The 17384-nt window shown below is 55.4% G+C and carries 17 protein-coding genes; 8 read left to right on the plus strand and 9 right to left on the minus strand.

Annotation, left to right across the window (positions count from 1 at the left end):
- Positions 1–31: 31 nt before the first annotated feature.
- The gene (gene nirD, locus QMG90_RS01455) at positions 32–358 is read right to left on the minus strand and encodes a nitrite reductase small subunit NirD (protein WP_283282444.1); all 327 of its coding nucleotides are present in this window, start codon (positions 356–358) and stop codon (positions 32–34) included.
- On the minus strand, positions 355–2898 hold the full coding sequence (nirB, locus tag QMG90_RS01460; protein WP_283282445.1) for a nitrite reductase large subunit NirB: 2544 nt from the start codon (positions 2896–2898) through the stop codon (positions 355–357). The genes nirD and nirB overlap by 4 nt, the downstream gene beginning before the upstream one ends.
- Positions 2899–3138: 240 nt before the next feature.
- Between nirB and QMG90_RS01465 the strand changes: the two genes are divergently transcribed.
- Positions 3139–4455: a cytosine deaminase gene (locus QMG90_RS01465; protein ID WP_283282446.1), complete on the plus strand. Its 1317-nt coding sequence runs from the start codon at positions 3139–3141 to the stop codon at positions 4453–4455.
- 4 nt (positions 4456–4459) lie between these two features.
- Here the strand turns inward: QMG90_RS01465 and tsgA are convergent, their stop codons facing one another.
- Complete coding sequence (gene tsgA / locus QMG90_RS01470; protein WP_283282447.1) at positions 4460–5647, minus strand: MFS transporter TsgA; 1188 nt, start codon at positions 5645–5647, stop codon at positions 4460–4462.
- A gap of 279 nt (positions 5648–5926) precedes the next feature.
- Between tsgA and ppiA the strand changes: the two genes are divergently transcribed.
- From ppiA to argD, 5 genes are all read left to right on the plus strand, one after another.
- Entirely contained in the window at positions 5927–6499 is a 573-nt protein-coding gene (ppiA, locus tag QMG90_RS01475) for a peptidylprolyl isomerase A (protein WP_283282448.1), read from the plus strand.
- Between the two features lie 105 nt (positions 6500–6604).
- A complete protein-coding gene (locus tag QMG90_RS01480; RefSeq protein ID WP_283282449.1) occupies positions 6605–6772 on the plus strand; it encodes a YhfG family protein in 168 nt (55 codons plus the stop codon).
- Positions 6762–7364 carry a putative adenosine monophosphate-protein transferase Fic gene (locus QMG90_RS01485; RefSeq protein ID WP_283282450.1) on the plus strand — a complete coding sequence of 201 codons (603 nt, stop codon included), beginning with the start codon at positions 6762–6764 and terminating at the stop codon, positions 7362–7364. The genes QMG90_RS01480 and QMG90_RS01485 overlap by 11 nt, the downstream gene beginning before the upstream one ends.
- A gap of 30 nt (positions 7365–7394) precedes the next feature.
- Complete coding sequence (gene pabA, locus QMG90_RS01490) at positions 7395–7958, plus strand: aminodeoxychorismate synthase component 2 (RefSeq protein WP_283282451.1); 564 nt, start codon at positions 7395–7397, stop codon at positions 7956–7958.
- An 82-nt stretch (positions 7959–8040) separates the two neighbouring features.
- Positions 8041–9261 carry a bifunctional acetylornithine/succinyldiaminopimelate transaminase gene (gene argD, locus QMG90_RS01495; protein ID WP_283282452.1) on the plus strand — a complete coding sequence of 407 codons (1221 nt, stop codon included), beginning with the start codon at positions 8041–8043 and terminating at the stop codon, positions 9259–9261.
- Here argD and QMG90_RS01500 read toward each other — a convergent pair.
- Together QMG90_RS01500 and crp are read right to left on the minus strand one after the other, a co-directional pair.
- A complete protein-coding gene (locus QMG90_RS01500) occupies positions 9248–11338 on the minus strand; it encodes a YccS/YhfK family putative transporter (RefSeq protein ID WP_283283862.1) in 2091 nt (696 codons plus the stop codon). The genes argD and QMG90_RS01500 overlap by 14 nt on opposite strands.
- Positions 11339–11388: 50 nt before the next feature.
- Positions 11389–12021 (minus strand): cAMP-activated global transcriptional regulator CRP, encoded by a 633-nt coding sequence (gene crp, locus QMG90_RS01505; RefSeq protein WP_000242758.1) that lies wholly within the window; start codon positions 12019–12021, stop codon positions 11389–11391.
- A 306-nt stretch (positions 12022–12327) separates the two neighbouring features.
- Between crp and QMG90_RS01510 the strand changes: the two genes are divergently transcribed.
- Positions 12328–12732 (plus strand): OsmC family protein, encoded by a 405-nt coding sequence (locus tag QMG90_RS01510; protein WP_054177842.1) that lies wholly within the window; start codon positions 12328–12330, stop codon positions 12730–12732.
- 40 nt (positions 12733–12772) lie between these two features.
- On the opposite strand, the gene QMG90_RS01515 is transcribed toward QMG90_RS01510, so the two are convergent.
- The 3 genes from QMG90_RS01515 to QMG90_RS01525 are packed head-to-tail and all read right to left on the minus strand — an operon-like array spanning position 12773 to position 14914.
- Complete coding sequence (locus tag QMG90_RS01515) at positions 12773–13642, minus strand: phosphoribulokinase (protein ID WP_283282453.1); 870 nt, start codon at positions 13640–13642, stop codon at positions 12773–12775.
- Between the two features lie 25 nt (positions 13643–13667).
- Complete coding sequence (locus tag QMG90_RS01520; protein ID WP_283282454.1) at positions 13668–13895, minus strand: YheU family protein; 228 nt, start codon at positions 13893–13895, stop codon at positions 13668–13670.
- Entirely contained in the window at positions 13889–14914 is a 1026-nt protein-coding gene (locus QMG90_RS01525) for a hydrolase (RefSeq protein WP_283282455.1), read from the minus strand. The genes QMG90_RS01520 and QMG90_RS01525 overlap by 7 nt, the downstream gene beginning before the upstream one ends.
- Before the next feature lie 199 nt (positions 14915–15113).
- Between QMG90_RS01525 and QMG90_RS01530 the strand changes: the two genes are divergently transcribed.
- On the plus strand, positions 15114–15419 hold the full coding sequence (locus QMG90_RS01530) for a monooxygenase (RefSeq protein WP_283282456.1): 306 nt from the start codon (positions 15114–15116) through the stop codon (positions 15417–15419).
- 50 nt (positions 15420–15469) lie between these two features.
- Here QMG90_RS01530 and QMG90_RS01535 read toward each other — a convergent pair whose 3' ends face one another.
- The gene (locus QMG90_RS01535; protein ID WP_283282457.1) at positions 15470–17374 is read right to left on the minus strand and encodes an ABC transporter ATP-binding protein; all 1905 of its coding nucleotides are present in this window, start codon (positions 17372–17374) and stop codon (positions 15470–15472) included.
- Between the last annotated feature and the right edge of the window lie 10 nt (positions 17375–17384).

Here is a 17384-nt window from a genome sequence, read left to right on the forward strand (position 1 = left end):
ACGTTTTTGGTATTACTTATTCCCAAAACGATCAGGCCTTCAACTGTACCTGTCCGTCTTTAACGCGGGCATCAAAATGGGCGACGGAGTGGTTTTCGTCTTCCATGCACTTGCCGTCGCGCAGGCGGAAGCGCTGTTTTTTCAGTGGGCTGGCGACCCATAGCTCACCGTCATGTTCGGCAATCAGACCGCGGGACAATACGCTGGCCTCGAAGAATGGATCGATGTTACTGATGGCAAACACCTGCTCGTCGCGGTGAGGGCGGAAAACCGCCACCTGCTGGTGGCCCAACAGGGCGCAGACGCCGGTTTTCGGCAGGATATCGTCGATACTGCAGATGGTTATCCACTGGCTCATGCGTTTTCCTCCACCAGAGTGACCGGAATGCGCTCATAGGGCGTGGCCGGGCGATGCTGTGCACGTTCAGGAACGATCTGCACATTCGGGTCGCGTTGGGTGCTGTTGATAAAGTGTCTGAAGCGAACCTGTGCCGCCGGGTTGTTGACGGTTTCCGTCCATTCGCAGGCGAACGCCGCGCGCAGGCGTTCCAGCTCGGCTTCCAGTTGCGCGTTCAGGCCGAGTTTGTCGTCGATGATGACGCTCTTCAGGTAGTCGATGCCGCCTTCCATCGCGTCCAGCCACGGCGCGGTACGCGTCAGCTTATCGGCGGTGCGGATGTAAAACATCATGAAGCGATCGAGGTAGGTGATCAGTGTGTCGCGATCGAGGTCGGCAGCCAGCAGATCAGCGTGGCGTGGTTTCATCCCGCCGTTGCCGCAGACGTACAGGTTCCAGCCTTTCTCGGTAGCGATAATCCCCACATCTTTACCCTGCGCTTCTGCACATTCGCGGGTGCAGCCGGAGACGCCGAATTTCATTTTGTGCGGAGTGCGAATGCCCTTGTAGCGGTTTTCCAGCTCAACGCCGAAGCCGACGCTGTCGCCCACGCCATAACGGCACCAGGTGCTGCCGACGCAGGTTTTCGCCATACGCAGCGCTTTGGCGTATGCGTGACCCGTTTCGAAGCCAGCCTCAATCAACTGACGCCAGATTTCCGGCAGATCATCTTTCTGCGCGCCAAACAGACCGATACGCTGGGAACCGGTGATTTTGGTGTACAGGTTAAATTCGGCAGCGATGCGACCGACCGCTATCAGTCCTTCCGGAGTGATTTCGCCACCCGCAGAGCGCGGAATAACCGAATAGGTGCCATCTTTCTGGATGTTCGCCAGGAAGTTGTCGTTGGTATCCTGCAACGGCGTCAGTTCCGGTTTCAGGATATAGTCGTTCCAGCAGGAAGCCAGCAGGGAACCGACGGTCGGTTTACATACTTCGCAACCGTAGCCCTGACCGTGTTTTTCCAGCAGCTCGTCGAAGGTTTTGATGCCTTCCACGCGGATGAGGTGATACAGCTCCTGGCGCGAATAAGCAAAGTGTTCGCACAGGTTATGGTTCACTTCAATGCCCTGTTTCGCCAGCTCGGCATTCAGCACCTGCGTCACCAGCGGAATACAGCCGCCGCAGCCGGTTCCGGCTTTGGTTTCGGCTTTCAGCGCCGCCACGGTGTGGCAGCCTTTGTTGATGGCGGCGATCAGCGCACCTTTAGTAACGTCAAAGCAGGAGCAAATTTGCGCGCTGTCCGGTAGCTTATCCACCCCGATCGCCGGTTTACCGCCTGCGGCATGCGCGGGCAGGATCAGCGAGTCCGGGTTATCCGGCAGTTCGATGGCGTTCAGCACCAGTTGCAGCAGGTTGCCGTAGTCACTGGTATCGCCCACCAGCACCGCACCGAGCAGGGTTTTGTTGTCGGCGCTGACGATCAGCCGTTTATAAACTTCTTTGCTTTCGTCGAGGTAGACGTAGCTGCGGCACGCTGGCGTGCGGCCATGCGCATCGCCAATGCCACCCACATCCACACCCAGCAGCTTCAGTTTGGCGCTAAGATCGGCACCTTCAAAGACGTTTTCGCGACCGATGATATGGTCAACCGCCACCTGCGCCATTTTGTAGCCCGGGGCCACCAGACCATACACGCGGTTGTTCCAGCTGGCGCATTCGCCGATGGCGTAGATATCCGGATCGGAAGTCTGGCAACAGTCGTTGATCATGATGCCGCCACGCTGCGCAACTGCCAGACCGCACTGGGTGGCGAGTTTGTCGCGCGGACGAATGCCGGTTGAGAAGACAATAAAGTCGACTTCCAGCTCGCTGCCGTCAGCAAAGCGCATGGTTTTACGCGCGTCGGTGCCTTCCTGAACGATCTCTTTGGTGTTTTTACTGGTGTGTACGCGCACACCCATGCTTTCGATTTTACGTTTTAACTGCTCGCCGCCCATCTGGTCGAGCTGTTCCGCCATCAGCATCGGCGCGAACTCGATCACATGGGTTTCGACACCGAGGTTTTTCAGCGCGCCAGCGGCTTCCAGACCGAGCAGACCACCACCGACCACCGCGCCGCGTTTGCTGCGACGGGCACAGGATTCAATGGCATTGAGATCTTCTATGGTGCGGTAAACGAACGTGTCCTGCGTTTCTGAGCCTTTGATCGGCGGGATCCACGGATAAGAACCGGTCGCCATGATCAGCTTGTCGTAAAACACCGTGCGGCCCGCGCTGGAGTGGATCACTTTCTCCTGACGGTTGATGGTGATCGCCCGTTCACCGACCAGCACTTTAATGCCATGCTTCTCATAAAATCCTTCGCGGACCAGCGAAAGTTCTTCCGCTGTGTGATGAGAGAAGTAAGATGACAGGTGGACGCGGTCGTAGGCGATGCGGGGTTCTTCACAGAACACGGTAATGTCGAACTGGTCGGCGGGCGCTTTATCAAGGAGATCCTCAATAAAGCGGTGACCGACCATGCCGTTACCGATGATAGCGAGTCTGACTTTGCTCATTTTAGCCTCGATTTCTTTTCTATTACCGCCTACCTTAACGATTCAGCAACCCTGCTTATTGATGTAAATCAAATGCGCCTTCACCTACCACTTAATGGGTATCTCTATGATTTGTCAGGATTTTAATAAGTTGTGGAAAAGGCAGGCTTTTTTGTTTTGTACTTTTTGTGTACAAAATGAGGTGAAAAAACGCGCAGAGCAGACATGGCAGCATAATCCCGTATCCACAGGAGAGAAGGCATGACAACCGCACCACTCTGGCTGATACAAAACGTCCATTTAGCGGATCGCGAGGGTTTATGGCAGATAGCGATCGATAAAGGCCGTTTCGGCGCGATTACTCCTATGGGAGAAGCCAGAAACGAAAATTATGAAGTGCTGAATGCCCGTGGCGGACTGGCGATCCCGCCGTTTATCGAACCGCATATCCATCTTGATACCACTCAGACGGCTGGCGAACCGCACTGGAATCAGTCAGGCACGTTGTTTGAAGGGATTGAGCGCTGGGCTGAACGCAAGGCGTTGCTCAGTCACGCCGACGTCAAAGCCCGTGCCTGGAAAACGCTGAAGTGGCAAATCGCCAACGGCATCCAGTTTGTGCGCACCCATGTGGATGTTTCTGACCCGACACTCACCGCACTGAAGGCGATGCTGGAAGTGAAGCAGGAGGTGGCGCCGTGGGTGGAGCTACAGATCGTGGCGTTTCCCCAGGAGGGGATCCTCTCTTATCCCAACGGCGAGGCATTGCTTGAAGAGGCGCTGAAGCTCGGCGCAGATGTGGTCGGGGCGATCCCGCATTTCGAATTTACCCGCGAATATGGCGTTGAGTCGCTGCACATCGCCTTTGCGCTGGCGAAGAAATATGACCGGCCGCTGGATATCCATTGTGATGAAATTGACGACGAACAGTCGCGTTTTGTTGAAACCGTGGCCGCGCTGGCGCTTAAAGAGGGCATGGGCGCGCGTGTCACCGCCAGCCACACCACTGCCATGCACTCTTATAACGGCGCATACACGTCGCGTCTCTTCCGCCTGCTTAAGCTGTCAGGCATTAACTTTGTGGCTAACCCGCTGGTGAATATTCATCTGCAGGGACGCTTTGATGATTACCCGAAACGCCGTGGCATCACGCGCGTAAAAGAGTTGCTGGCGGCGGACATTAACGTCTGCTTTGGTCATGATGACGTGTTCGATCCGTGGTACCCGCTGGGCACCGGCAATATGCTGCAGGTGTTGCATATGGGGCTGCATGTCTGCCAGATGATGGGTTATGGGCAAATCAATGACGGCCTGACGCTTATCACTCACAACAGTGCGCGCACCTTCGGGCTGAAGGACTACGGCATCGCTACCGGAAACCCGGCGAACCTGGTGATACTGCCTGTGGAGAATGGTTTTGAAGCGGTACGGACGCAGTCGCCGGTGCGCTGGTCAATTCGTCAGGGGAGAGTAATTGCCACGACCCAACTGGCGCAGACATGGGTGCAAACGGATAGTGGTGGAGAAGAGGTCTTTTTTACCCGCAACAGCCCCTTTGCCAGCGACAAAGGGGCATAAAAGCTTAGTGAGACGCCGTTGCCGCCACGTTGTGCTGGCGATGGCGGGTAACGAAGCCGAGAACGAAGCACATCACGAACACGACGGCGTACAGACCGTTCGCCGTCATCAGCGCCGCCTGTGGGCCGCTATGCGCAACGATCGGGCCAGTGACGACGAAGGTCAGCATGGTGCCGATGGTGCCGCAGGTCAGCACGAAGTTCACCAGTTTCGGTGAAGCCACTTTGGTTTGCTGAGAGCCGAGCGTGATGATTGAGGTGTAAATGGCGCTGGAGAAGAAGCCGAGCGTCAGAATGAACCACGGCATGTGCTCCGGCGAACCGGTGATGAACAGGTACATCAGGACGGTCGCCATGCCGGCCAGTACAGTCAGAATGCGTTGCAGATCGAAGAAACGCAGAATGAAGCTGAACGCCCACATGCCGAACATGTATGACATCCAGAAGTCACTCACCAGTTTGCCTGCGTCGTTCAGGCTCATGCCCAGCCCTTTCGCATATTCCGGCACCCAGGAGATGAAGCCCAGTTGGCCGAGGATGTAGCACAGCGCGGCAATGGACAGAAACAGCACGCCAATGCCCCATTTCTCTTTCGCCACCGGCTCGTCGCTGACCTGCGCTTTTTTACCCAGTACCGGGAATTCACAGCCAAAGGTTAGCAGGAAGATAGCGACGTAGACCAGACCGATGCAGGCGTAAACCCAGTACCACTCAATGCTGCGCGCCAGTAAAATCGCGGCAACCATCGGGAAGATCATCCCGGCCATGCTGAAGAACGAGTCGGTGAATAACAGACGCGCGCCGCGCTGACGGCCTTCGTACATATGGGTAATCAGGAAGGTCCCGATCGACATGGTGATCCCGCTGACCAGACCCAGCACAAACATGGCGGCGGAAAACAGCGCCAGGCTGTGGCTGAGCATCAGGCCCGCAACGGCCAGCACCATCAGGATAAAGCCAAATCGCAACTGTGTTTTTAATGGCACGATTTCCATCAGCCAGGCATTCAGAAAAATGGAAATCAGAATGCCTGCGTTGAGGAATGTGAATGTGTTACTCATACTGGATACAGGCAGATGGAAGTACTCCGCGATGTTCCCCATCACCATCCCGGTGACGATCACCAACGCGCCAGTGAGGGCGTAGGAGAAAAAGCTGATCCATGTAAGCTTGATTCGGTTGCTGTTAGTCATTGACTGGCCTGTGAATGGAAGTGTAAAGCGCATTGACATCGCGCTGAGCGAACAGATTTTATTCGTTCGGGTGATGTAATTAAATGTTTATTCTGAAATGAAGAGAGCATTGCAAACATTTTCGTGATTGATGTCACGTTTTTAGGACAGAAAAACCGGGGCTCAGGCCGTTACAATTGTGTCTGTCAGGTAAAATTAGGTAAATCACTGGCCTGGGGTGAGAAGGCTCTTTAGAATCAAGCCACTCGCTACTGTTACTGCACCCGTTAAGGAACACGCATGCTCAAATCAACACTGGCGGCGGTCGCTGCCGTCTTCGCATTCTCAGCTATTTCTCCTGCGGCTCTGGCAGCAAAGGGCGATCCGCATGTGTTGCTGACGACCTCCGCGGGGAATATTGAGCTGGAACTGGATAAGCAGAAAGCGCCGGTATCTGTCGAAAACTTCCTGACCTACGTGAATAGCGGTTTCTATAACAGCACCACGTTCCACCGCGTTATCCCGGGTTTTATGGTTCAGGGCGGCGGTTTTACCGAGCAGATGCAGCAGAAACAGCCGAATCCGCCGATCAAAAACGAAGCCGATAACGGCTTGCGCAATACCCGCGGCACCATTTCTATGGCGCGTACTGCTGACAAAGACAGCGCCACCAGCCAGTTCTTTATCAACGTCGCCGATAACGCCTTCCTTGACCACGGTCAGCGTGATTTTGGTTACGCCGTGTTTGGTAAAGTAGTGAAAGGGATGGATGTGGCAGACAAAATCTCCCAGGTGCCTACGCACGATGTCGGCCCGTACCAAAATGTGCCGTCAAAACCGGTCGTCATTCTCTCCGCGAAAGTCCTGCCGTAACGCGTCTTCGCGCGGGTGTCAGCACCCGCGCAATGGTGACCTCCCTGCGTAACTGATAATTGCTGCTTATACTTGTGGCAAACAGGGGACGATCAGTGAGGTCACATGAAACCACTCACCGAAAAGCAAAAATCCCGATGCTGGGAACGAAGCCGTAACGTCAATTTTCAGGCCAGCCGCCGCCTGGAGCGTGTGGATATTCCACTCATTACGCTGAATGCCGATGAGATAGAAGAACGTCTTGACGCGCTGAGGAGGCATTATGAGCGATAAATACGGCAACGATCGCGATCCTTACCTTTACCCCGGTCTGAACGTGATGCGAAACCGCCTGAACATCCACCAGGCAGACCGGCTGGAACAGGCTGCGTATGAAATGACCGCCCTGCGCGCCGCGACGCTGCAACTTGGCCCACCTGCGCGGGGGTTGCCGCATTTGTGCGCCATTCACCATCATCTGTATCAGGACATCTTTGACTGGGCGGGCGAATATCGCGAAGTTGATATTTATCAGGGTGATACCCGCTTCTGCCATTTCGCCTATATCGAAAAAGAGGGTAACGCCCTGATGCAGGATCTGGAAGAAGAGGACTATCTCGCGGGCCTGAGCGAAGACGAGTTTGTGGAGCGCCTCAGCCACTACTATTGCGAAATCAACGTGCTACATCCGTTCCGGTTGGGCAACGGGCTGGCGCAACGGATTTTCTTTGAGCAACTGGCGATCCACGCGGGTTATCAGCTCGACTGGCGGGGTATTGATCCTGCGGCCTGGGCGCAGGCCAATCAGAATGGTGCCATGGGCGATCTGCGCGAACTTAACGCAATCTTCCGTAAAGTGGTCAACGAAGCGCGGGAAAGTGAGTAGAATAGGGCGGTTTTTTGTTCCGGAGCCGCCATGATCCTGCTGATTGATAACTACGATTCGTTTACCTGGAACCTCTACCAGTATTTTTGCGAGCTTGGCGCAGAGGTGGTCGTTAAGCGTAACGATGAAATTACACTGGCGGAGATCGCGGCGCTGGCGCCGAAAAAAATCGTCATCTCCCCCGGCCCCTGCACACCGGATGAATCCGGCATTTCGCTGGACGTGATTCGCCACTATGCCGGTAAACTGCCGATCCTCGGCGTTTGCCTCGGGCATCAGGCCATTGGCCAGGTGTTCGGCGCTACTATCGTGCGGGCCGCCAGAGTTATGCATGGTAAAACCTCGACCATTACGCACAATAATCAGGGCGTTTTTCGCGGGCTGAATAACCCACTTACCGTCACGCGCTACCACTCTCTGGTGATCGACCCGCCGACGTTACCCGCCTGTTTTGAAGTGACGGCGCGCAGCGATAGCGGTGAAATCATGGGCATCCGCCACCGCGAATGGGATCTGGAAGGGGTGCAGTTTCACCCGGAAAGCATTCTCAGCGAACAGGGGCTCGACCTGCTCGCCCGGTTTATCCATCGCTGAATTGTAGTTGCCTTTGGGTGATTTTTTATGCATATTTTATGAGTAATTTCTCATAATTTGCTGCATGAAAGGTGGTCAAGGCATGGCAACTGAACAACCTGCAATTACCCGCGCAACATTCGATGAAGTGATATTGCCCATTTATGCGCCAGCGGAATTTATTCCGGTGAAGGGCAAAGGCAGTCGGGTATGGGATCAGCAGGGCAAAGAATACATTGATTTCGCGGGCGGCATTGCGGTCACCGCGCTGGGGCATTGTCATCCACAACTGGTGGCAGCGCTGCATGCGCAGGGCGAAACGCTGTGGCATACCAGCAACGTGTTTACCAATGAACCAGCGCTGCGTCTCGGTCGTAAGCTTGTCGACGCCACCTTTGCTGAGCGCGTGGTGTTTATGAATTCCGGGACAGAAGCGAACGAAACCGCCTTCAAGCTGGCGCGCTACTATGCCTCGACGCGTCACAGCCCTTATAAAACCAAAATCATTGCCTTCCACAACGCATTTCACGGGCGCTCGCTGTTTACCGTTTCCGTCGGCGGCCAGCCGAAGTATTCCGACGGCTTTGGCCCGAAACCGGCCGATATCATCCACGTGCCGTTCAACGATCTGCATGCGGTAGAAGCGGTGATGGACGATCACACCTGCGCGGTGGTGGTGGAGCCGGTTCAGGGCGAAGGCGGCGTAACGGCGGCAACACCTGCGTTTCTGCAAGGGCTGCGTGACCTGTGCGATAAGCATCAGGCACTGCTGGTGTTTGATGAAGTGCAATGCGGCATGGGGCGCACCGGCTCGCTGTTCGCCTATATGCACTATGGCGTGACGCCAGATATTCTCACCAGCGCGAAAGCCCTGGGCGGCGGTTTCCCCATCAGCGCGATGCTGACAACAGAGGAGATCGCCAGCGCGTTTCATGTGGGTTCTCACGGCTCCACCTACGGCGGTAACCCGCTGGCCTGTGCGGTGGCTGGCGCGGCGTTTGACATCATTAATACGCCGGAAGTGCTGAGCGGTATCCAGGTGAAACGTGAGCGCTTTGTGCAGCATTTACAGCAGATCGACGCGCAATACGATCTGTTCAGCGATATTCGTGGCATGGGGCTACTGATTGGCGCGGAGCTGAAACCACAGTATCAGGGCCGGGCGCGGGACTTCCTCTACGCCGCGGCAGATGCAGGGGTCATGGTGCTCAATGCCGGGCCGGATGTCATGCGTTTTGCGCCATCGCTGGTGATTGACGAGGCCGATATTGACGAAGGCATGGCACGCCTGGCGCAGGCGGTGAAAGCCGTTATTGCGGCATAGTTTTTCCGAAGCGTTTGGTCAGCCAGATGCCGTGATGCGGGCGCTGGCGCCAGGCTACCGAGGAGATAGTGTGCATGGTATTCAGGTGCCCCAGCACACGCTGAAGATGCTGTTCCATGGTGCTTAACGCGCCGTGGGACAGCGTTTCCGGCGACTCCATAATGTTGGCATCGCCGCTGCTTCCCGCCTCATCATATTCCAGTCGCTGTTGGCAGCGCTGCAGAGCAATTTCGCAAGACTGCAGATAACGTTGCGCCAGATCAGGCGTCAGCATAGTGTGTTCGCGTGCCAGCGTCGTCATGGCGTTGATATGCTCGACGATAAACTGGCTGTGCGTGACCCACAATTTCATATCTTCCAGGTAACGGGTGTTAAAACCGGGCTCCTGCATCGCCTGATTGAGCGAGTTAAACAGGGCGTTGTGCGCCTGATTGACGCGCATCCGCTGATACGCCAGCGCCGGGGCTTGCGGATCGTCACTCAGGATTAAGCGGATGGCATCCTGATCCGCTTCCAGCGCATCCATGGCGTTTTTACGCAGCAGCCCGCTTTGCCATTGCGGCCACAGCCAGACCATGCCGCCAAACGCAATCAGACAGCCAATCACCGTATCGATAAACCGAGCGACGATAAATTCCTCGCCGTTCAGCGTCAGTATCTGGATGGTGAATACGGCGGTGACTGTAAAGCCGACGGTCGCCCAGCCGTAGTTTTTGCGAATAATCAGATAGCTGACGAGCGTAATCACCAGCATCGCCGACAGCGTATAGCTTTCGGGAACGTGGAAGTGCAGCGCAGCGCCGACAATAAACAACCCCGCCAGCGTTCCGGCGGCGCGATGGAAAATACGTACTCGCGTCGCGCCATACCCGTTTTGCGTCACCAGCAGGATGGTCATCAGGATCCAGTACGGTTTTGGCAGATGCAGCGCGGTCCCCATCAGGCTGGCGATGCTTAACATGACGCTGATCCGCGCGGCGCTACGCAGCGCGGAGGATTTCAGCGACAGATAACTTTTCAGCGCCGGGAACACCGGCAGACGGCGTGTTTTGTCGGCCATCAGATCGCGCGGATAGAGCGGTCGCTGGGTGCGCAGAACGCGGGCAATGCGGCTGAAATGCCAGGCGCAGAACTGGCCGACCGGGTTATCGGGGTGCTGATCGGCGATTTTCTCCAGCGCGCCGATTTGCTTATCCATACTGAAGCGGCTGGGGTAGCGATGATAGAGGATGTCGTCCGCCAGCACCCGCAGACGTGCGGCGACAGTCTGTGCGTTCCAGCGAATTACCGCTTCCGCGTGGCTGCGCTCCACCAGTTTCTGCACCTCTTCGGGCTGGTGGAGGCTGACGGAAATATGCTCCTGTAAATCCAGCCCAACCTGAAATGCACGCAGCAGACGTTTGTAATCGCGGTTTTTATTGGCGGCCAACATATGAAGCTGCTGGTAACACTGGGTGATCAAATCCACCGTTTTTTGCTGGCGCGTCAGTAACGGCGGAAGCGCGGTGTTCGGGTCGGTGTGCTGCGTCAGCATGCTGTATTTGGCTTCACAGTATTCCGCCAGTTGGCGGTAGAACAGGCTCAGGGATTCACGCAGTGGCTGCTCTTTCCACATCCAGAACCAGAACCAGTTAAACAGCCCATACCATAGCGTGCCGAGCGCATAGAGCAGCAGTGGCTGCCAGACCGGCATGTTTCCCGCCAGACTGAGCGTAAAAATAGCGGCGATGAGTGAGGCTGGCAGCAGGCGGGCATGCAGCGGACTGATCTCCGCCGTGACACCCAGTAGCAGGGTCAGACTGGTGAGGATCACGGGCAGCGGAACGTCGCGGGCCAGCAATAACTGGACTATCAGGCTGCAACCCGCGAACAGCGTGCCGCCAATAATCAGGCGTTTGAAAAAGCGTTTATGCGGTGTATCCAGCCCGGCGATGTTGCAGCAGGCGGGGACCAGCGAGAAGAGTAAACCGTGCTGTAGCTGACCGAAAAGCAGACCCACAATCACAGGGAGAGACAACACCAGCGTCTGTCGCAGTGCGTAGTTAACTTCCGGGTGATAAATCAGTCGACGCCACATGAAGAAAGCAAAACGGCGCGTTGTGTTTGGCAACGCGCCGCCGGGCTGTATTAGCGGGTACCGTATACGACGATGGTTTTACCGTGCGCGGAGATCAGGTTTTGATCTTCCAGCATTTTCAGGATACGACCCACAGTTTCGCGGGAGCAGCCGACGATCTGGCCGATTTCCTGACGGGTGATCTTGATCTGCATGCCGTCCGGGTGAGTCATGGCATCTGGCTGTTTGGCCAGGTTCAGCAGCGTCTGCGCGATACGGCCGGTAACGTCCAGGAAGGCGAGGTTACCCACTTTCTCGGAAGTGACCTGCAGACGACGAGCCATCTGAGACGAGAGGCGCATCAGGATGTCAGGGTTAACCTGGATGAGCTGACGGAATTTTTTATAGGAAATTTCAGCCACTTCACAAGCCGTTTTGGCGCGCACCCACGCACTACGTTCCTGCCCCTCTTCAAAGAGGCCTAATTCACCGATGAAATCGCCCTGGTTCAGGTAAGAAAGAATCATCTCTTTACCCTCTTCATCCTTGATGAGTACAGCCACCGAGCCTTTCACGATGTAATACAACGTTTCTGCCTTTTCACCCTGGTGAATCAGCGTGCTCTTTGACGGGTACTTATGAATGTGGCAATGAGACAAGAACCATTCGAGTGTCGGGTCTGTTTGCGGTTTGCCAAGCACCATGTGCGATTATCCTCTGTTATAAGCTGTCTCCAGCGGCGTTAACTTCAGCCACTGGGTTGCAATCGAATTCTTCCCGATACCTGGGAAGGGGCTGATAAAATAATAATAACCAGCCAGTAATGTGATGTCCTCTGCATACATGCACTACTTCATAAGTATCACTGTAGCATCTCGTCTGTTTTAGCATAGCTTTTCCCGGCTGTCTCCTGGTGTCTCGCTTCAGCATGACGCAGGTCGACTTCCGTTGCGAGAAAAGTTATGTGCGCGTAATCTGAGAAGAAAATTGCAAACCGGGAGTTAAAAAATATGCAAGCGCGTGTGAAGTGGATTGAGGGGCTGACCTTCCTCGGCGAGTCAGCCTCAGGACATCAAATTCTTATGGATGGGAACTCCGGGGATAAGGCTCCCAGTCCGATGGAAATGGTGCTGATGGCAGCAGGCGGCTGTAGCGCTATCGACGTGGTTTCTATCCTGCAAAAAGGGCGTAACGACGTGACCGATTGTGAGGTCAAACTGACCTCCGAACGCCGCGAAGAAGCCCCCCGTTATTTCACCAGTATTAACCTTCATTTCATTGTGACGGGAAAAAGTCTGAAAGACGCGGCGGTTTCCCGCGCGGTGGATCTTTCAGCGGAAAAATACTGCTCTGTGGCATTGATGCTCGAAAAAGCCGTGACGATTACGCATTCATACGAAGTGATCGAAGGCTAACGACCTGGGCGGGTAACATTGCGCTTACCCGCCTGCGTGGTTAACCGATTTTCTTGCCTTCCATAATCCGCTTCACCAGCGGCATCATGATCAGTTCCATCGCCAGCCCCATTTTGCCGCCCGGCACCACCAGCGTATTCATATGTGAAATGAACGAGCCCTGTAGCATCGCCAGCAGCCAGGGGTAATCGATACCTTCCAGATTACGGAAATGAATAACAACAAAGCTTTCATCCAGTGACGGAATGCCTTTAGCCGCGAACGGGTTGGAGGTGTCGACGGTTGGCACGCGCTGGAAGTTAATATGGGTGCGCGAAAACTGTGGTGTGATGAAATTAATGTAGTCTTCCATCGAGCGAACGACGGAATCCATCACCGCTTCGCGTGAATGACCGCGCTCACTGGTATCGCGGATGAGTTTCTGGATCCACTCCAGGTTAACGATAGGCACCACACCGACCAGTAAATCCACATGGCTGGCGACATCGTGATCGTGCGTGACGACACCGCCGTGCAGCCCTTCATAGAACAAAACGTCGGTCGGTTCCGGCAGCGGTTGCCAGGGCGTAAAGGTGCCTGGCACCTGATTCCAGGGAACGGCTTCGTCATAGGTGTGCAGATATTTTCGCGATTGACCTTTCCCGGAACGTCCGTATTCGCGGAAAGTCTGCTCCAGCAGACCAAAGTCATTCGCCTCGGGACCAAAATAGCTGATGTGCTTTCCCAGGTCGCGCGCCTTACGGATGGCCATGTCCATTTCCGGGCGGGTATAACGGTGAAAACTGTCACCTTCCACTTCGGCCGCATGCAGTTCAAGTTGGGCGAAGATCTTACGAAAGGCGAGGCTGGTGGTCGTGGTTCCAGCACCACTGGAGCCTGTGACGGCAATCACCGGATGTTTGGCAGACATAGCGAACAACTCCCTGAATGGGTTCTTAGTCGGGTGAGTCGTGGAACTGCGAGCGGGGCATGATATTGACCGTCTCGTGAAGTTCAGACCAGATAAGCACGGCATCACCGTTTTGTAACTGTCGTTTGACGTCAGCGACTTTATCTTTTAGCGAACGTTCATGTTCACCATAGTCTGTGCCTTCACGTAAGACAAAGCTTTCAATCAAATTGTCCAGCGTCTCGGGCGGCAACTCCTGCCAGGGAATCAACATGACGGTACCCCCAGCCAGCGGCTCAGCCAGTCCGGAATGCGCTTTTCCAGCCACATCTCCGGCTTACGCCATGTGCCTCCCACAAACCCCACATGGCCACCATGCTCGGTCAGTTGATACTCAACATTCACTGGCAGATGCGTTTTGGGCGGAATGGAGTGGTGATCCATAAACGGATCATCCTTTGAGTGGATAATCAGCGTCGGTTTCGTTACGTGGCTTAATACTGGCATCGCGCTGCACTGGCGATAATAGTCCAGCGCATCGGCGAAACCGTGGATTTTCGCGGTGATCAAATCGTCGAAGTCACGAATGCGGCGCACGGCTTTCAACTGGCGTAAATCAACGGGCAGCGTACCGGGATAGGCCTTCAGCTTCCGCGCGGCGTTGGCTTTCAGAAGATTCAACAGATAGCGTTGGTAGACGCGGGAAAAACCTTTGTTCATGTGGTAGCTGCAGGCTTCGAGCATAAATGGCGCGGAGACGATGACCGCCGCCTCCAGCGGAACCGCATCGCCCTCTTTCGCCAGCAGACAGCCGAGCATATTGCCGCCGAGGGAATAGCCCACCGCCGCTGTCGGCACGTCGCCAAATTCACGACGCAGCCAGTGCAGGAACCAGGTACCGTCTTCGGTTTCGCCGGAATGGTAGATGCGTTCGTTGCGATTCGGTTCACCGCTGCAGCCGCGAAAATGCATCACCACGCCCAACCAGCCGCGCTGCCTGGCTGCATGAATCAGACCATGTGCATAAGGGCTGTGCAGGCTGCCTTCCAGGCCATGGAACACCACCAGGCGGGGTTTATGCCGCGCCTGCGCGGGATCTTCGCTCCAGGCCAGATCGACGAAATCGCCATCAGGGAGCTCCAGCCGCTGCCAGTGCGGAGTGAACTGTAATTTCCGGCGAATAAGCCGCGGCAGCATCGTCTGCAGGTGACGATTGCTGCCACCCCGCATGGGAATAAATGCGGCGCTGTCGTCCGGCGGAATGTCGATTTCAACAGGGGTAATCTGAGCCATAATTGTGCGATGTCTTCAACTAATCAGTGTTTACTATACCTTCACTCTACATTTGTGTTTATGAAAATGAGGCAAATGGTGCAGATTTCGGCGGTTATCTTCGTATTGGTCGGTTGGGGCACGAATTGCGCCAGCTGTCGCGAAAAACATGGTATTTTTTGTGGTTATACTTAAGGCCAACTCATTCCAGGAGGGAATAATGTCCAGAAAATTATTGCAGATCCATTTCAGTTTTAACGGCCCGTTTGGCGAGGAGATGTCCCGCCAACTGGTGGATCTTGCCAGGTCGATTAATGAGGAGCCGGGGTTCATCTGGAAGATCTGGACGGAGAGCGAAAAGCACCACGAAGCCGGTGGTATTTACCTGTTTGAATCCGAAGAGACGGCGCTGGCGTACGTGGAAAAACATGCTGCGCGCCTGAAAGCATTTGGCGTCGAGGAGGTGATTTCCAAACTCTTTGATGTGAATGCGACGCTGACGGGCATTAACCACGGCAATATCTGATTCATCAGAAAAAAACAGGCTTTGTCATCCACAAAGCCTGATTTCTACGGTTAGCTTTCCTGCTGCATCTGTTCGAGCTGTTCCTGGGCCTCCAGCCACGCCATTTCACAGGTCTCGAGACCTGACTTTGCGCTGGCCTGTTGTTGCAGACATGCCGTCAGCTCGTTTTTGCGTTCGGGATCGTACAACCCGCTGTCGCCGAGTTTCTCTTCTGCCTGCGCCAGTTGCGCGTGCAGTTTTTCCATCTCTTTTTCTAAGCGGGCAATCTCTTTACGCAGTGGCTGGGTTTGCGCGCGAAGCTCAGCGTCACGGCGCTTCTGGTCTTTACGCGCCTGCGCGCTGTTGGCGTTGTCTTTTGAGGTTTCCGCAGGCTGATTTTCCTGTTTCTGAACGTCACTCAGCCATTGCTGATAATCATCCAGATCGCCATCGAAAGGTTCCACTTTACCATCATGCACCAGATAAAGATCGTCGGTCGTCGAACGCAGCAGATGACGGTCGTGCGATACCACCACCAGCGCGCCTTCGAATTCGATCAACGCTTCGGTCAGCGCCTGGCGCATGTCGAGATCGAGGTGGTTGGTCGGTTCGTCGAGCAGCAGCAGATTAGGGCGCTGCCAGACGATCAGCGCCAACACCAGTCGCGCTTTTTCGCCGCCAGAGAAGCGGGCGGTATGTTCGCTGACCTTATCGCCCTGGAAACCAAAGCCGCCGAGATAATCGCGAAGCTTCTGCTCCAGTTCCTGCGGCGCGAGGCGGGCAAGATGCTGAAGTGGGGATTCGTCGGCGCGTAAGAATTCCAGCTGATGCTGCGCGAAGTAGCCGAGCTTAATGCCTTTCGCCAGACCAATGTCGCCGCTTACTGGTGCCAGTTCGCCCGCCAGCAGCTTAATCAGTGTCGATTTCCCCGCACCGTTACGGCCCAGCAGACCGATGCGCGAGCCCGGCACCAGATTCAGCTTGATGGAGTCGAGGATAATCCGCTCGCCATAGCCCGCGCTGACCTTTTCCATTTTCAGCAACGGGTTGGGCAGACTTTCCGGCGCGCGGAAACTGAAATGGAACGGGTTGTCGACATGCGCAGGCGCAATAAGCTCCATGCGCTCGAGCATTTTAATGCGACTCTGCGCCTGACGGGCTTTCGTCGCTTTGGCGCGGAAACGCTCGATGTAGCTTTGCAGATGCGCAACGCGCTGCTGCTGGCTTTCGTACATCGCCTGTTGTTGTGCAAGGCGCGTCGCACGTTGACGCTCGAACGAGCTGTAGTTGCCGGTGTACTCGAACATCGTTTCCTGCTCGATATGAATAATCTTATCGACCACCGGATCCAGAAAGTCGCGATCGTGAGAGATCAGGATCAGCGTGCCCTGATAGCTTCTCAGCCATTTTTCCAGCCAGATCACCGCGTCGAGATCGAGGTGGTTGGTCGGTTCATCGAGCAGTAGCAGATCGGAGCGGCAAATCAGCGCCTGCGCAAGGTTAAGGCGCATGCGCCAGCCACCGGAGAAATCGCTGACCGGGCGTTCCAGCTGTTCATTGCTGAACCCCAGACCGTGCAGCAGGCTGGAGGCGCGAGCGCGGATGGTCCAGGCGTCGATGGCGTCCAGTTTGCCGTGGACGGTCGCAATCGCATGGCCGTCATTGCGCTCGTTGGCTTGCTGAAGTTCGGCTTCCAGCTGACGATATTCGCGGTCACCGTCAATGACATAGTCTAAAGCGGGTTCCGGTAATGCCGGTGTTTCCTGATTGACCCACGCCAGCTGCCAGTTTCCTGGATAAGTAAAACTACCGGCATCGGCGGCGATCTCATTTTTTAGCAGCGCCAGCAGCGTGGATTTACCGCAGCCGTTTTTACCCACCAGCCCGACCTTTTGCCCGGGGTTGATGGTTGCGGTGGCGTTTTCCAGCAGGACGCGAACGCCGCGACGAATTTGTAACGAGGAGAAAACAATCATAAGGCGCCGT

It is taken from the genome of Trabulsiella odontotermitis (genome assembly GCF_030053895.1).
In the GTDB taxonomy this organism is placed as follows: Bacteria; Pseudomonadota; Gammaproteobacteria; order Enterobacterales; family Enterobacteriaceae; genus Trabulsiella; species Trabulsiella odontotermitis_C.

Coding starts and splice junctions, on each gene's coding strand:
- nirD (WP_283282444.1), bottom strand. CDS start 358: ATGAGCCAGTGGATAACCATCTGCAGTATCGACGATATCCTGCCGAAA.
- nirB (WP_283282445.1), bottom strand. CDS start 2,898: ATGAGCAAAGTCAGACTCGCTATCATCGGTAACGGCATGGTCGGTCAC.
- QMG90_RS01465 (WP_283282446.1), top strand. CDS start 3,139: ATGACAACCGCACCACTCTGGCTGATACAAAACGTCCATTTAGCGGAT.
- tsgA (WP_283282447.1), bottom strand. CDS start 5,647: ATGACTAACAGCAACCGAATCAAGCTTACATGGATCAGCTTTTTCTCC.
- ppiA (WP_283282448.1), top strand. CDS start 5,927: ATGCTCAAATCAACACTGGCGGCGGTCGCTGCCGTCTTCGCATTCTCA.
- QMG90_RS01480 (WP_283282449.1), top strand. CDS start 6,605: ATGAAACCACTCACCGAAAAGCAAAAATCCCGATGCTGGGAACGAAGC.
- QMG90_RS01485 (WP_283282450.1), top strand. CDS start 6,762: ATGAGCGATAAATACGGCAACGATCGCGATCCTTACCTTTACCCCGGT.
- pabA (WP_283282451.1), top strand. CDS start 7,395: ATGATCCTGCTGATTGATAACTACGATTCGTTTACCTGGAACCTCTAC.
- argD (WP_283282452.1), top strand. CDS start 8,041: ATGGCAACTGAACAACCTGCAATTACCCGCGCAACATTCGATGAAGTG.
- QMG90_RS01500 (WP_283283862.1), bottom strand. CDS start 11,338: ATGTGGCGTCGACTGATTTATCACCCGGAAGTTAACTACGCACTGCGA.
- crp (WP_000242758.1), bottom strand. CDS start 12,021: ATGGTGCTTGGCAAACCGCAAACAGACCCGACACTCGAATGGTTCTTG.
- QMG90_RS01510 (WP_054177842.1), top strand. CDS start 12,328: ATGCAAGCGCGTGTGAAGTGGATTGAGGGGCTGACCTTCCTCGGCGAG.
- QMG90_RS01515 (WP_283282453.1), bottom strand. CDS start 13,642: ATGTCTGCCAAACATCCGGTGATTGCCGTCACAGGCTCCAGTGGTGCT.
- QMG90_RS01520 (WP_283282454.1), bottom strand. CDS start 13,895: ATGTTGATTCCCTGGCAGGAGTTGCCGCCCGAGACGCTGGACAATTTG.
- QMG90_RS01525 (WP_283282455.1), bottom strand. CDS start 14,914: ATGGCTCAGATTACCCCTGTTGAAATCGACATTCCGCCGGACGACAGC.
- QMG90_RS01530 (WP_283282456.1), top strand. CDS start 15,114: ATGTCCAGAAAATTATTGCAGATCCATTTCAGTTTTAACGGCCCGTTT.
- QMG90_RS01535 (WP_283282457.1), bottom strand. CDS start 17,374: ATGATTGTTTTCTCCTCGTTACAAATTCGTCGCGGCGTTCGCGTCCTG.